At 65.3% G+C, this 14362-nt stretch carries 10 protein-coding genes; 1 reads left to right on the forward strand and 9 read right to left on the reverse strand.

What is annotated here, in order from left to right; all coding sequences use genetic code 11:
* Positions 1-24: 24 nt before the first annotated feature.
* The 7 genes from ELEN_RS14425 to ELEN_RS14455 form a co-directional block, all read right to left on the reverse strand.
* Positions 25-822, reverse strand: coding sequence for a TIGR03084 family metal-binding protein (locus ELEN_RS14425; protein WP_009609094.1), 798 nt, complete (start codon positions 820-822; stop codon positions 25-27).
* A 13-nt stretch (positions 823-835) separates the two neighbouring features.
* Entirely contained in the window at positions 836-2011 is a 1176-nt protein-coding gene (locus ELEN_RS14430) for an acyl-CoA dehydrogenase (protein WP_009305240.1), read from the reverse strand.
* Between the two features lie 27 nt (positions 2012-2038).
* A complete protein-coding gene (locus tag ELEN_RS14435) occupies positions 2039-4627 on the reverse strand; it encodes an AMP-binding protein (protein WP_009609077.1) in 2589 nt (862 codons plus the stop codon).
* Between the two features lie 21 nt (positions 4628-4648).
* Positions 4649-5491 (reverse strand): enoyl-CoA hydratase/isomerase family protein, encoded by an 843-nt coding sequence (locus tag ELEN_RS14440; RefSeq protein WP_009609041.1) that lies wholly within the window; start codon positions 5489-5491, stop codon positions 4649-4651.
* Between the two features lie 14 nt (positions 5492-5505).
* The gene (locus tag ELEN_RS14445) at positions 5506-7602 is read right to left on the reverse strand and encodes an oxidoreductase (protein ID WP_009609030.1); all 2097 of its coding nucleotides are present in this window, start codon (positions 7600-7602) and stop codon (positions 5506-5508) included.
* A gap of 103 nt (positions 7603-7705) precedes the next feature.
* Positions 7706-8971, reverse strand: a complete 1266-nt coding sequence (locus ELEN_RS14450) for an MFS transporter (RefSeq protein WP_015761438.1) — start codon at positions 8969-8971, stop codon at positions 7706-7708.
* A 225-nt stretch (positions 8972-9196) separates the two neighbouring features.
* Entirely contained in the window at positions 9197-10438 is a 1242-nt protein-coding gene (locus tag ELEN_RS14455; protein WP_009609032.1) for a CaiB/BaiF CoA transferase family protein, read from the reverse strand.
* A gap of 130 nt (positions 10439-10568) precedes the next feature.
* Between ELEN_RS14455 and ELEN_RS14460 the strand changes: the two genes are divergently transcribed.
* Positions 10569-11330, forward strand: a complete 762-nt coding sequence (locus ELEN_RS14460; RefSeq protein ID WP_009609100.1) for an Hsp70 family protein — start codon at positions 10569-10571, stop codon at positions 11328-11330.
* A gap of 324 nt (positions 11331-11654) precedes the next feature.
* On the opposite strand, the gene ELEN_RS14465 is transcribed toward ELEN_RS14460, so the two are convergent.
* Together ELEN_RS14465 and ELEN_RS14470 are read right to left on the reverse strand one after the other, a co-directional pair.
* A complete protein-coding gene (locus tag ELEN_RS14465) occupies positions 11655-12929 on the reverse strand; it encodes an MFS transporter (RefSeq protein ID WP_009609062.1) in 1275 nt (424 codons plus the stop codon).
* Between the two features lie 152 nt (positions 12930-13081).
* Positions 13082-14326, reverse strand: coding sequence for a CoA transferase (locus tag ELEN_RS14470; protein ID WP_009609038.1), 1245 nt, complete (start codon positions 14324-14326; stop codon positions 13082-13084).
* Positions 14327-14362 lie beyond the last annotated feature (36 nt).

Genomic DNA, 14362 nt, shown 5'->3' on the forward strand with positions numbered 1-14362 from the left:
CCTCAGGACGGTTTTGCGAACGACCTAGCGCGGGTTCTTCGCTTGCGGCGCGGGATCGGCGGGGCCGGCGTAGGTCTGCACGATGCCCGCGTAGGTGCGCGCCTCGTCGCCGACCACTTCGAGGCCGGTGTCCATCCAGTTGCGGCGGCGGATGGCCACGAGCGCCCAATCCTTCGCCGAGCCCTTGATGTAGTTCTTATCGTTCGGCTCGCCCTTCGTCCACAGCTCGCCCGACGGAAGCGTCAGCTCCAGGTACATCGGGATCTCGGAATCGAACGCGAGCCCGTTCACGTTGTACATGTTAGGACGGCCCTGCCACGAAAGGAACAGCGTGGACGTGATGCGTTCCTTCACCACAGGGTCGATGCCGAGCGCATCGTAGAGGTCCACGCTGTGCGCCCACAGCTCCATGAGGCGCGCCGACGCGAGCGACCGCACGGACATGTGCGGGATGCCTGCCGCCCACGGCACGCGGCCCTTCGGGCCCAGCTCCAGGAAGGATGCCGTCATGAGCGTGCGCTGCTCGCGCCACCAGTTCAGGATGTCGGCGCCGCTTCGGTCGCGAAACGCCATGACGTGGTAGTGCTCGTCCTGCTCGGATGCCGCATCGGCCACGGCGTTCACGCTCTCGCCGCGCCCGGCCAGCAGCTCCACCGCGCAGTAGTCGAAGAACGCGATATGGCAGATGACGTCCTTGAACGTCCAGGTGGTGCAGTACGACGCCATGCGGTTCCAGTCGTCCTCGGTGAAGTCCGCCACGAGGGCGTCGACCAGCGCCTGCTCGGCGATAAGGTCGTCCACGGGATTGAAGATTTCAGGCATGATGAAGTCCTTTCTATTCCTGGAATTGCTTCTGGATCGCTCGGCCGGCGATGTGGATCATGATCTCGTCGGTGCCGGCTCCGATGCGGTAGACGCGCTGGTCGCGCCACAGGCGCGAGATGCGGCAGTCCTTCGTGTAGCCGATGCCGCCCATCACCTGCAGCGCGGTGTCGCACACCTCGAAGGCGGCGCGGCCGCAGTACAGCTTCGCCACGGCGGAATCGATCTGCACCGACTCGCCGTTGTCGATCTTCCAGGCCGTCTTGTACACCCAGTTGCGCATGTTCTCGATCTTCAGGTACATGTCGGTGATGTGCTCTTGGATGAGCTGGTTCTTGCCGATGGGCTTGCCGAACTGGATGCGCTGGGTGGCGTAACGCACCGCGTCCTCGAAGGCGCACTGGGCCGCGCCGAGCGATTGGGCGCATGCGATGAGGCGCTCCACCTCGAAGTTCACCATGGCCTGCATGAAGCCGTTGCCCTCGACGCCCACGAGGTCCTTCTCCTCCAGCTCCACGTCCTGCATGTGCAGCTCGCAGGTGTTGCCCATGTTCCAGCCGATCTTCTCCAACGGCTCGATGGAGATGCCCTGAGCCAGGTTGCCCTCGTCGTCGTGCAGCGGCACCCACCACATGGAGAAGCGGGAGCGGTTGGCGCGATCCTCGGGATCGTCGTCGGCATCGCGCGCCACGCATAGCATGTACTTGGAGTTCACGGCGTTCGTCATGAACGATTTGCTGCCGTTCAGGTACACCTTGCCGTCGCGGCGCTGGTACGTGCTGGCCAGCGACGAGCTGTCGGAGCCCGCGCCCGGCTCGGTGAAGCCCAGCACGAAACCGGGCTTGCCTGCCATGACCTCGGCGAAGCACTGCTCCTGCTGTTCGGGCGTGCCGTACTCCGTCATGTCCTTGAGCGCGCACAGGTTGCCGTACACGTAGATGGGCGCGCCGTTCTTGCAGATGCGCTCGGACACCAGCATGAGCGTGGTCACGTCCACCGGGGTGCCGCCGAACTTCTCGTCGACGCCCAGCATCTGGAAGCCGTTCTCCAGCAGCGCGTCGGTGAACTCCTGGGGCCACACGTGCTTCTCGTCGCACTCCTTGAAATACTGCTCGGTGCCGTAGCGCTCCATGAGCTCGTCGACGCTGTCGAGCAGCAGCTGCTGCTCATCGGTCAAGCTGAAATCCATCCCGTCGTTCCTTTCCTTCGGTTCTCCCTAGCGTTGCTCCATGAAATACCGGTAGGCATCCCCGGCGCGCTCCCTGCGCACCCTGCCTTCGCCCATCAGATGGTCGAGGTGGGCCAGCGTTTCGCACACGACGATCCACCGCTGGATGATGGGTATCTCCTCCCAAGCGGCATGCGGAATGTTCCACGTGATGGACTTAGCAAGTTCCGTGCCAGTCATGCCGGGGCGCTCCTCGAGCTGCGCGGCGATCTCGTCGAGCCGCTGCCGATGATGCCGCTGCAGCCAGGCGATGCGCTCGGGCATGGCCTCGGCCTGGCGCCGAGGGTCGACGAACCCGTGCCCCATGCAGGCGAACTCCATCGGCAACTGCGCCACCTTGTCCAAGCTGCGCAGGTAGTCGCCCAGGGAATCCGCCTCGCCGGGGAACGGCGCCATGTTGGGCGAGCTGTTCATCAGCACGTGGTCGCCGAAGAACATGATCTTCTGATCGGGCAGGTACAGGCATTGGTGGCCCGGCGTGTGCCCCGGCGTGTCGACGGCGCGCATCCGGTAGCCGCCGTAGCGCAGCTCGTCCCCGTCGGCCAGGTTCGCGAAACGCTCCGGCATGGGCCACTCCACGCGCGGGATGAGGCATGCGTCGGTGCGTTCCAGCTCGTCCAGCTCGTCCGGCGGAAACCCCTCGCACGAAAGCCGCGCCTTCACCGTGCCGCGATACGAGCTGGCGCCGCGGCCGCGGAACAGCTCTTCGTCGCGCGCGCTCAGGTATACACGCGTGTCTTCGTGCGCGATGGCCGCGATCAGACCCAGATGATCGATGTGGAAGTGCGTGGCGAACACATCGGTGCGCGCCATGTCAACGCGCAGATCCTGCAGCGCCGAGCGCAGCACCTCGTACGACGCCTCGTGGCTGACGCCGGTATCGACCAGCAGGTTGCGCTCGTCGGTGGCGATGAGGTAGGCGTTCGTGTAGCCGATGGGCGTGCCGCCCGAGTAGGGCACCTGGATGAGGTGGATGTCGGGATCGCTGCGAAGCTTCTCGTGGTGGCGCGGCGCGGCCTGCTCCTTGCGCTCGTCGAAGTACGCCACGATACCCTGTTTGCGCACCTTGCCCGCGCTGTCGCGCTTCATGTCGTCCATGAACACCACGTAGCGGGGCTTCTTATAACTGGAAATATGGTTCTTGCAGTGCGTTTGCACCTCGGCGGCCGTGAGGTTCGAGCCCTCGCGCGGCTGGATGACGGCGGCCACGGCCTCCCCCATCACCGGGTCGCTCGTGCCGAACACGAGGCAGTCGTCGATGGCGGGGTGCGTGCGCAGCACGTTCTCCACCTCGGCGACGAACACGTTCTCGCCGCCCGATTTGATCATATCCTTCTTGCGCGACCGCACGTAGTAGTACCCATCCGCATCGCGCATCATGAGGTCGCCCGTGCGCAGCCAGCCGTCGGGCGTGAACGCCTCGTCGGTCAGGTCGGGCTGGCCGTAGTAGCCCTGCATCACCGACCGCGACCGGAACAGAGCCTCCCCCACTTCGCCGTCGGGTACCTCGTTGCCGTCCTCGTCCACCACCTTCATCTCCACGTGCTTCATCGGCCGCCCCACGCTCTCCAGCAGGGGCGAATCGGCCTCCAGCATGGCGCGCGTGATCTTCAGGCTGCTGCCGGCGCCGCTTTCCGACTGTCCCCAGCCGTAATTGAGCACCGCGTTGGGGAACTTGTCGTAGATGGCTTGGATGATGGGCTTCGTGGTGGCTCCGGCCGCGCTTTGCACGAGCCGCACCGAGCTGAGGTCGCACTGGTCGATGGTGGGGCACCGCAGAAGGCGCAGGTACGTGGTAGGCGGCAGCAAGATCATGTACGTCACGCGGTAGAACTCGATGAAATGGAGGATCTGCTCGGCGTTGAACGCCTCGCAGATGACCAGCGTCGCCCCGGCCGCGAACGCGATGGTGAACCAGCTGTGGCCGCCGTGGTGCTCCAGCGGGCACTGGATGAGCACCACGTTGTCGGGATCGTCGCCGATGCCGTTGGAGTCCATGATGGCGTCGAGCTCCACGAGGTCGGCGCCATGGGTGCGTGCGGCTCCTTTCGGCAGGCCCGTGGAGCCGCCCGTGTATTGGATGCGCGACAAGGCGTCCGCGTCGCGGAACAGCGGGGGCTCGGCGGTGCCGCGCCCGGCGCACGCGCGCTCCAAATCGAGCGCGCCGGGCACGTCCCCGCCTGCGCTGGCCAGCGCCACGTCGGACGTGAACGATTGCGCCGCCTCGGCAACCGATGCGGCGAACTGGCTGGCGAACACGAGCACCTCGGCCCCGCTGGCATTCACCAGATAGGCGACCTCGCGCGGGATGAGCTTGTAGTTCAGCGGCACGACCACCGCCCCGATCTTCTGGACGGCGTAGTACAGCTCGAGGAGCTCGGGGCAGTTCGGCAGCAGGTAGGCCACGCGATCGCCCGGCCGCACGCCCAAATCGCAGGTGAGCACGCCGGCCATCTGGTTGATGCGATCGTTCATGGCGCGGTAGGTGATCTCGCGTCCGTCGAACACGACGGCCGTTTTATCGGGATGCGCCCGAACGCTCGCCAAGAACGGTTCCGCTACGTTGTACTGGGCCATATCGTCTCACCTTCGCAGGGTTCAGCGGGCAAATTTCTCCATGGTGGCGGCGTACGCCTTCGTGGTCGTGCAGAACGGCGACGCCGTCGATTCGGCTTCCAGGCACGCTTCCAGGTTGCCGTCGGCCAGCGCGTTCATGATGTTCTTCGTGAGATGGATGGACGCGTCGGGCATCCCCGCCAGCTGGCGCGCGAACCACAGCGTGTCGGCTTCGAGCGTTTCCGTCGGGAACACGCGGTTCACCACGCCCCAGTCGTACAGCTGGAGCGCGGGGATCTTGCCGCCGAAGAACAGCAGCTCTTTGGCGCGCTGCGGCCCCACCAGGTCGGGCAGCAGCTTCATCATGCCCATCTCGGGCACGATGCCGATCTGGCAGAACGCCGGCACGAACAGCGCGCGCTCGGACGCGCACACGAGGTCGGAGGCGCACACGAGCGCGAACGCCCCGCCCACGGCGTAGCCGTCCACCATCGCGACCACCGGCTTCGACATCGTGCGGATGGTGCGAACCACGGCCAAGTACCGGCGCAGCGTCTTGCGCGCGCCCTCGGGGCCCGGTTCGAGGGCGGGCCCCTGGTCGAGATCGCCGCCGCTCGAGAAATCGTCGCCAGCGCCGCGCAACACCACCACGCGCACGCCGTCGTCGACGTCCGCCGCGCGCAGCAGCGCGTCCAGCTTGGTCATCATCTCGCCGGACAGGGCGTTCTTCTTGCGCGGCTGGTTCAGGTAGACGACCTCGATGCCGCCTTCGAGACGTTCGGCGTACACGACGTCGCGCTCGGGAGCGCAGGCGAAGGACGCGTCGGCTCCGACGGCTTCGGCTGCTTCGCTTGGGATGATGGGTCGTTCGGTTATGACACTCACTCGCGTTTCCTCTCCTACAGCGCGCATGCCGCGCGATAGCCCATCTTCGTCGCGTCGGCGATGCGTCCCGGCGTCTCGCAATCGCCCACGAGGTACACCTCGTCCACAAGCGGCTTGCACGCCTCGCCCAAATCGTGGTTCTCGGCAAGCCCCAGCGTGATGGCCACGGTCTTGGCGGGGATGAACAGCTCCTTGTCGCCCTCCGGCGTGGTCTGCACGGCCCTCACGCCCTCCTCGGTGATGGCCGTGACGCGCGTGAGCGGGTACATCTCCACGTTCTCCGCCTGCTTGAAGCTGCTGATCAGCCCGAAACGGTCGGACCCGCCCACATCGAAGCCCACCTTCTTGCGCTCCTCGATGATGGCTGTGGTGCGGCCCGTCTCCATGCACAGGTGGCCGAACTCGCAGCCCGGCAGACCGCCGCCGATGATGGCGACGTTGCGGCTGATGGGCCACGGCGACTTCTCGGTCATCGTGCGCGCGAACGACGGCGTGTAGTACATACTGAGGAACAGCGACCCCGCGCCCCACATGAAGCTGTTGAACGCGCCCTTCTTCCCTGCGGGCTTATGGCCGTTGATCATCTCGAGGAAGTCGTGCGACGAGACGACGTTCTTGCCGTCGGCGCCCGGCACGTCCAACCCCAGGGGCTTGCCGCCCACGGCAACGATGGCCGCGTCGGGCTTGGCCTGCCGCACCGTTTCGGGCGTGACCTTCGTCTTGAGATGCACGGTGACCTGGGGATGCTGCTTCACCTGCGTGAGGAGGTAGTCCAGGTAGCGCTCGTGGTAGGGGCTGAAGATGCTGCTCATCTTCACGCACCCGCCGAGGCGCGGCCCTTCCTCGTAGAGGTCGACGGCGTGCCCGCGCTGCGCCGCGGTCAGCGCGGCGTTGATGCCCGCCGGGCCCGAACCCACCACCATGACCTTCTTGCGCTTCGACGCCTGCGGGAACGCTTCATGGTCGAGTTCCTCGCCCAAACGCGGGTTGACGCCGCAGTAGTTGAGCGGCTTGTCCTGGCTCACCACGTCGTCCAGGCAGCGGCAGCACACGATGCACAGGCGCATGTCGCAAGTGCGGTCCTCCATCACCTTGCGGGGCAGCGCCGGGTCAGCGATGCTGTAGCGCAGCCCGGCGACCACGTCCAGCTTGCCGTCTTGGAGGTTCTGCTCCATCACGCGCGGATCGGTGTTGCGATACCCCTGCGCCACCGGTTTCTTCGCCACGGTCTTGATCTGCTGCGAGACGAACGTCCAGTGGCCGTCCTCGATGGCCTTCGTGGTGAGCGGCTCGCTGGTCTCGTGCCAGCCCACGGAAAGGTCGTGCAGGTCGCAGCCCGCTTCCTCCAGCATGGGGGCGATGCGCAGCGCATCCTCCATGGACAGGCCCGGACCCGCGGGGCTCTTGATGAAGTCGATGGGCGACCAGCGCACGACGATGGGGAACTTAGGTCCCACGACCTCGCGCACGCCGCGGATCACCTCGAGCGTCAGCTTCACGCGGTTCTCCAGGCTGCCGCCGTACTCGTCGGTGCGGTTGTTGGTGGCCAGCGCCATGAAGCGCGACAGGATGCCGCCCACGCCCGCCATGACCTCGATGGCGTCGAAGCCGGCTTCCTTGCACACGCGCGCCGCGTTGAAGTACTGCTGCTTGAACGCCTCGATCTGCTCGAGCGTCATGGCGCGGAAGCCGCCCATGAACTTGAGAATGGCGATGTCGGACGGGCCGTAGGGGCCTTCCGGCGTTTCGGCGTCGGGCTTCCAGTCGTGCACGTAGTACGGCTGCGCGCAGATGAGGCCGCCGTGCTTGTGCACCGGCTCGATCATGTAGCGCTGCAGGTCGGGGATGCAGCTTTCGTCGTAGCAGCTGGGAAGCTCGTGGATGTGATCGGGATCGATGTCGTTGCGCTTCCACGGGCAGATGGTCTGGATGATGAGGGCCGTCTGCCCTTCGGCGCGCTCCTCCAGGTAGTTCGCCAAACGCTGCGTGGGACGGTTGTCCTTGGTCACGTATCCCGCGCCCGGCGACATGGACGTGGTGATCATGCGGTTCTTCAAGGTGATGCCGTTCACCTGCAACGGCGATCCCAGGACGGGGTACTGCGTGCTCATGCGTTCGAATCCTCTCTTCGTTCGTGTAGATGCCGATGCAGCGTGCGGGCGCCGACAGGGGTGGCGGCGCCCACGTCGCGATCGTGGGTGACAGGTGCGATGCCTACTTCCCGCTGCGCTTCCAAGCTTTCTGCGACACCGCCAGCGTGATGGGAACCAGCACGACGGCCAGCACGTACATGCCGATGACCAGGATGAAGCACAGGTCGAACGAGCCCGTGGTGTCGTAGATCATGCCGTATACCAAGAACGATATGGCCGTTGCGATGAAGATGCCCGTGGATACCCAGCTGTAGATTTGCGAGTAGTTGAGCGAGCCGAAGGCCGCGCGCGCCAGCATGGGCGCGATGACCGTGAGGCCCGCGTACCCGCCGCCGAACACCACCATGCCCGCGTAGAACAGGGCCACGTTCTCGCCCGCGATGTAGGCCAGCAGGATGCCGATGGCGCCGCACGATGCAGCGATGATGCCCGTGTACTTCACGCCGATCTTGTCGTTGAGCGCGCCCAGCACCAGCTTGAACACCACGCCGCCCACCATGATGATGGACACGGCCATGGCGCCTGCGCTCGCGCCCAGCGCACCGTGCGCGGCGAACGCGGGGATCTGCTGGAAGAAGGCGGCGCACATGACGAAGATGCAGGCCACGAGGATGAGCAGGTAGAGGCCGGGCGACTTGATGGCCTGCGCCACCGTGGCGCCCTCGTCGGGCTCGGGGGCTGCGGACTGGTTGGCCGCATCGTCTTGCTCGCCCGCGCCGAACGGAAGCAGGCCCATGACCGTGGGGCTCTTGCGCACGAACGCCACCGTCAGCACCACCGACAGCACGGTGGTCACGATGGACAGCGCCGCGCGCGCCGTCTGCCAGCCGAACTGGTTGATCAGCTCCTGGCCGATGGGGCTGGCAACGGCCGCCAAGATGGACAGCGTCGCCGCCGTGATGCTGATGGCCAGGCCTGCGCTCTTCTTGAACCAGGCGTTGATCAGCACCGGAGCCGCCAGGTACATGTAGAACGCCGACGTCACGCCGTACACCACGCCATAGAGGTTCCACTGCCACAGCTCGGTGGCGTAGGCGCTCGCCCACGACGTCAGGCCGAAGGCCGCCGAAACCGCCGCGAGGATCCAGCGCGGGTTGTACTTCTCCATCAGCTTGCCGGCTATCGGCGCACACACGGCGGCCACCAGCGGCTGGATGGTGCGGTACATGGTGGTGTCGGTTTGCGTCCAGCCGAACTGGTCCATCACCGGAGCCACGAAAATGCCCGAGGTATTGCCGATAATGCCGGTTGGGATGGAATAGAACCCGATGCACCCGATAACGACGAGCCAAGCCCACACGGCTCCTTTGGTACGTGCAGTGCCCATGTCCTCATCTCCTTGTCTCAAATCCCCTGAAACTTCCGATGAGAGACGTGGAGCAAATACCGTGCCAAGCTGACGCGATCACGGGATGAAACAAGACCGGGAAGGTGCCGTCTCGCTCGATGAGACAAAGGGACGGGGGTCGATGCCTCATTCGATCGGCCGCTCGGAACAGCGAAGGGACGGAGGATGAGACATCGTCCCCCGTCCCTTTATCCCGTTCCTCGTTTAGCCGAAGGGGCCGTTCTCCTTCTTGAGGAGCTGTTCGTCGTAGAGGCTGGCGACATCGTCGGGCGTGGCGCCCAGCTCTTCGAGGATGTCCTCGTTGTCGGCGCCGACCAGCGGCATGCCGCGCCAAATCTGCCCCGGGTTGTTCTTCATGCGCGGCACCACGTTCACGCCGCGGATCGACCCGTCGTCGTAGGAGCTCTTCCACTCGGTGAAGCTCTCGCGCGCCTGGTAGTGCGGGTCGCGCTCCGCCATCTCGTACGTGTAGATGCGGCTGCACGGCACGCCGGCTTCCAGCATGAGCCGCTCAGCCTCCTCGGCGGTGTGCGATCCGAAGAACGCCTCCATCGCTTCCTCCAGCACGTTGCCCGCCTCGCTTCCGAACGAGATGACCGGCGTGCCCTCGGGGAACAGCTCGCTGCCGTACTCGAGGCCGAACAGCGGCAGCGCCGCGCGCACCACGCCGGGACCCAGGATGAGCGTGTAGATGGGCACGCCGTCCTGGCAGATGTACGTGCCGTAGCCGGCGCTCGACGTGCTGTGCGAACCCTCGCGCACAGGCAGCGCGCCCGTGTTCAGGTAGTTCAGCGCGTAGAAGCCCTCGCAGCGCAGCATGGCCTCGTACTGGGCCACGTCCACGCTGTCGCCTTTGCCCGTGCGCTGCGCGTTGATGTAACCGGCCAACGCGCCGATGCTGGCCATGAAGCCCGCATAGTAGTCCGACACCTGGGGAAACGCGAGCACCGGCAAGCGGTCGGGATACCCGTTCATCTCCATGAAGCACCCGTAGGCCTGGCCGATCCCGTCGAACGAGGCGCGCGACACGTACGCCGGGTCGCCCGTCTGGCCGAAGCCCGAGATGTGCGCGATGGTCAGCTTCGGGTTGACCTCCCACAGCGCCTCGTCGGTCATGCCCCACTTCGCCATCTGGCCGCCGCGGAAGCCGTCCACGAGGATGTCCGCCTGTTTCAGCAGCTCGAAGAACCAGGCGCGGCCCGCGCCGTCCTTCACGTTCATGCACAGCGAGCGCGTGTTACGGCGCTCCATCTGCGTGCCCCAGCCCTGCAGCGCCTGGTTCGTGGGGCGCGAGGTGTCGCGGCCACGCGGGCTTTCCACGCCGATGACCTCGGCGCCCAGGTCGGCCAGCAGGCTGCAGGCGAACGGCCCGGCGATGGCCATGGTGAGGTTGACCACCTTCACCCCTTGCAGCGGACCGAACTTCGGGCAATCTTGAGCTTTCATACGGTTCCTCCTTCTCGACAGCGCCGCCTCCGGGCGACTGCTAGGTTCACCTGCAAATTTGATGCCAACATGGCATGATATTTGCGAGTGGTTGATCGAGACGTACCCGACCGATGCAGAAGGAGCCGTCATGGCGAACAAGGATTCCGACGTCTACAAGAACTTGGTGCGCATCGAAGAGCCGGAGGCGCGCATCCACGTCGATGCGCCCGACGGCGTCCTGCCTTTGGCGCTCAACGTGGAGCTGCCCGGCGGATACGTGTCCGAAGCGGTTCCCAGCGGCGTGCGCCTGCCCCATACCGCAACCGCGATGTTCTCCACGGCCGACTCGTTCCAGCTGGCCGCCGAGTTCCACATCCTCATGGGAAACCGTCCGCTCGCCTGCGACAACATCCCGCTGTGCCGCATCCGCGTGCGCAACATCAAGTGGAGCGGCGCAGGCGTGCCCCAAATCGAGCTTCGCTTCGATATCGACGAAGCAGGCATGCTGACCGTATCGGCCGCGAACCTCGACCGCAGCAACGCCGAGATCGTCGTGTTCACGGCCGGAGACGAAGTGGCCCATGACGACGTCCGGCGGGCGCTGGCCGACGCGGACGAGCATAAGGCCGACGACCAGGCCACGCGCGACCTCATCCAGAAGATGCTCGATTGCTACGCGCTCATCGGCGCGACGAACGACTATTACAGCGCGGCGAAAAAGAAGATGGGGCACAGCGCGAAAAGCGCGTACAAGCAGGCGCGCAAGCGCCTGGAACAGGCTTTGAGCGTGGACGTGGCCGATGCGACCGACGACACGACAGCCGAGCTGCACGCCGCCGAAGCCGCCTTCCGCGACCAGCGCCAGCAGATCCTCCCCCTCTACAAGCAGGTCATGGACTGGTACCGATAAAGCGTCCGGCGCCTCATAGATCGAGCATGCGAGAACGTCCTGGAAGGGAATCCCATTCCAGGACGTTTTTTCTATTGTGAGACTTGAGGGCTTTCCGTTGTGAGACTTGAGGGCTTTCCGTTGTGAGACTTGAGGGTTTTCCGTTGTGAGACTTGAGGGTTTCGCATCATCCTAAGCAAGCCCAGCGGAGGCATTGTCGCCCCAAAAACACGGAATTGCCGACGAAACCGTGTTTTTGGGGCGACAATGTTCGCTACACGCCCCCGCAACGCAAGCGGGCCGCCCTCGGGCGGCCCGCTGTACGATTCGCGTTTGCGATCGAGCTTACTTCTTCGCCCAGGAGCGACGGCCCATGGGAACGATCACGAGCGAGCAGATGAGCGTCACCACGTAGAAGCCGATGATGAGGTAGAAGCAGCCGGCGAACGATCCGGTGATGTCGAAGATCTGCGCGTAGATGAGCGCCGAGAAACCGGAGAACACGTTGAGGCCGGTGGCCACCATCGAGAAGATGTTGGCGTAGTCCTTCTGGCCGAACGCCTGGCGGCAGGCCATAGGCGGCACGATGTTGAGCGCGGCGAAGCCGATACCGAACAGGAACACGCCCACGTAGAACATCATGGCGTTATCGACGCTGAACAGCACGATGGCGATGCCGGCGGCGCCGAAGATGCTGGCGACCACGCCGGAGACGCGGGCGCCCGTGTGGTCGCACAGCCAACCCAGACCGAACTTGCCGAACAGCTGGCCGATCATGCACACGGTCACGCCCATGGCGCCCACGGCCGCGCCCAGCGCGCCGGTGGATGCATAGGACGAGAACTGCTGCATCATGCCGGCGGCGATGACGAAGAAGCCTGCCATGATGATGAGCAGCCACAGCGCCGGGTTCTTGCGAGCCTGCGCGGCCGTGGCGCCTTCGTCAGCGGCGACGTCGATGACGGACTTGGCCTCGGACTTCGCGGACGCAACTTCGGCGGCGCCGTAGCCCCAGGGAAGCACGCCCATCTTCTCGGGCGACTCGCGCAGCAGCGCGGCGGTCAGCACGACGGACGCGACGAGCGCGATCACGCTGATGATGATACGGGCGGTGTGCCAGCCGTAGCCGCTGATCCAGCCCTGGATGACCGGGCTCATGAACGCGCCCAGCAGCGACGCGCACACGCCGATGACGCCGATGACGGTGCCGTTGCTCTTAGCGAACCAACGGTTGATGAACGTCGGCGTGGCGATGTACATCCAGAACGCGGCGGACGCGCCGTACAGCACGCCGTACACGTTCCACTGCCACGGCTCGGTGAACCAAGCACAGGCCAGCGAAGCCAAGCCGAAGACGGCGGCCGCGGCGGTCATCACCCAGCGAGGGTTGAACCTGGAGATGAGCTTGCCGGCGAACGGCGTGCAGATAGCCGCCACCCACGGCTGGATGGACATGTACAGCGTCGCGTCGGTGCGCGACCAGCCGAACTCTTCCATGACGGGCGATGCGAACAAACCGGCCTGGTTCGCCACGACGCCCAAGGGGATGGCGTAGAAGGCTACGCAGGCGACGGCGATCGCCCATGCGTAGTTGCTGCCCTTCATTGTTTCAGTTCCCATAGTGCCTCCTTTGTTTTACCTGAGAATCCCCAACGCCATAGCGATATGCAAAATCCGTGCCATCGTTAGGGCGCCAGAGGGTTCCCCTCTCTTTTCTCGCGGCGACGCGGCCCCGGTTCGAACGCGCCGGGGCCGCGCCGTCCGCCGTCGAGCTACTCGCCCTTGCGCAGCACCCCCTTCTCGTACAGCAACTCGATCTCCTTTTCCGAATAGCCGAATTCCTCGAGCACGTCCTGCGTGTCGGCGTCGTACTTCGCCCCTCCGCGCACGATCTTGCCGGGATGCTTCTTGAAGCGCGGGATCATGTTCACCTGCTTGACCGTCTTCTGCGTGATCTCGTCGTAGCAGTCGACGAACACCTCGCGCGCCTGGTAATGCGGGTCGTTCAGCATCATCTCGTAGGTCATATGGGGGCTCACCGCCACGCCCATCTGGCCGAAGATGCGGTTGACCTCCTCAACCGTGTGCTTCTCGCACCAGCTGTCCAGCGCGGCGCGGAACTTCGCAGCGCGGTCGGGCAGCGGCTCGTCCAGGCTCTTGCAGCCGGGCTTGCGCGTGACGGAGGGGTAGGTACCCAGCGGCTGGAAGTCGGGATCGTCGGCGAACCCGAAGAACTCGACGAGCTTCTTCACCGGGCCGGCGCCGCCCACGGCCACCTGGCAGTAGCCGTCCTTGCACTTCTGCGCGCCGGCGCACGCGCCCACGAGGTCTTCGTTGCCGATGCGCATGGGCTGGATGCCGTGGTTGATGCCGTCGGACAGCGTGGCGCCCTGCAGACGCACGAGCGCCTCGAACTGGCAGCAGTCGATGGACTCGCCTTCGCCCGTCTCGCGCGCGCGGATGACAGCGGCAAGCGTGGCCCAAGCGCCCATGAGACCGGTCATGAAGTCGCCGGTGAAAGGCTTCGTCACGCTGGGCGGGCTGTCGGGAAAGCCGTTGAGGTTCGAGTAGCCCGAGAACGCCTGGCCGATGGGGTCGAACGACGCCTTGCGCACGTAGTCCGGGTCGCCCCAGTTGCCGAAACCGGAAATATGCAGGATGACCAGCGCGGGGTTCGCCTCCCACAGCACCTCGTCGGTAAGGCCCCACTTCTCCCAGGTGCCGCCCTTCGACGACTCCACCAGCACGTCGGCCCACTTCACCATCTGCAGCAGGATCTCCTTGCCCTCGGGCGAGGGGATGTTCAGCGTGATCATGCGCTGGTTGCGACGGTCGACCGACCATGCGTCGCCGTACATGCGGTACATGTCGGGCGCCACCGTGCTTTCCAGCTCGATGACGTCGGCGCCTTGCTCGGCGAACAGCTCGCAGACGAACGGCGCCGCGATGACCGCGCCGGCGTTGAGCACCTTCAAGTTCTGCAAGTTGCCGAACTTGGGGCGATCCGATGACTTCATATGCGCTCCTCCTTGTGTCTTGATCCCGCACCGTGC

Source organism: Eggerthella lenta DSM 2243 (assembly GCF_000024265.1).
In the GTDB taxonomy this organism is placed as follows: domain Bacteria; phylum Actinomycetota; class Coriobacteriia; order Coriobacteriales; family Eggerthellaceae; genus Eggerthella; species Eggerthella lenta.

What these genes read in the sequence shown, in the direction of transcription:
- ELEN_RS14425 (WP_009609094.1), bottom strand. Translation starts at nt 822, where the DNA reads ATGCCTGAAATCTTCAATCCCGTGGACGACCTTATCGCCGAGCAGGCG.
- ELEN_RS14430 (WP_009305240.1), bottom strand. Translation starts at nt 2,011, where the DNA reads ATGGATTTCAGCTTGACCGATGAGCAGCAGCTGCTGCTCGACAGCGTC.
- ELEN_RS14435 (WP_009609077.1), bottom strand. Translation starts at nt 4,627, where the DNA reads ATGGCCCAGTACAACGTAGCGGAACCGTTCTTGGCGAGCGTTCGGGCG.
- ELEN_RS14445 (WP_009609030.1), bottom strand. Translation starts at nt 7,602, where the DNA reads ATGAGCACGCAGTACCCCGTCCTGGGATCGCCGTTGCAGGTGAACGGC.
- ELEN_RS14450 (WP_015761438.1), bottom strand. Translation starts at nt 8,971, where the DNA reads ATGGGCACTGCACGTACCAAAGGAGCCGTGTGGGCTTGGCTCGTCGTT.
- ELEN_RS14455 (WP_009609032.1), bottom strand. Translation starts at nt 10,438, where the DNA reads ATGAAAGCTCAAGATTGCCCGAAGTTCGGTCCGCTGCAAGGGGTGAAG.
- ELEN_RS14460 (WP_009609100.1), top strand. Translation starts at nt 10,569, where the DNA reads ATGGCGAACAAGGATTCCGACGTCTACAAGAACTTGGTGCGCATCGAA.
- ELEN_RS14465 (WP_009609062.1), bottom strand. Translation starts at nt 12,929, where the DNA reads ATGGGAACTGAAACAATGAAGGGCAGCAACTACGCATGGGCGATCGCC.
- ELEN_RS14470 (WP_009609038.1), bottom strand. Translation starts at nt 14,326, where the DNA reads ATGAAGTCATCGGATCGCCCCAAGTTCGGCAACTTGCAGAACTTGAAG.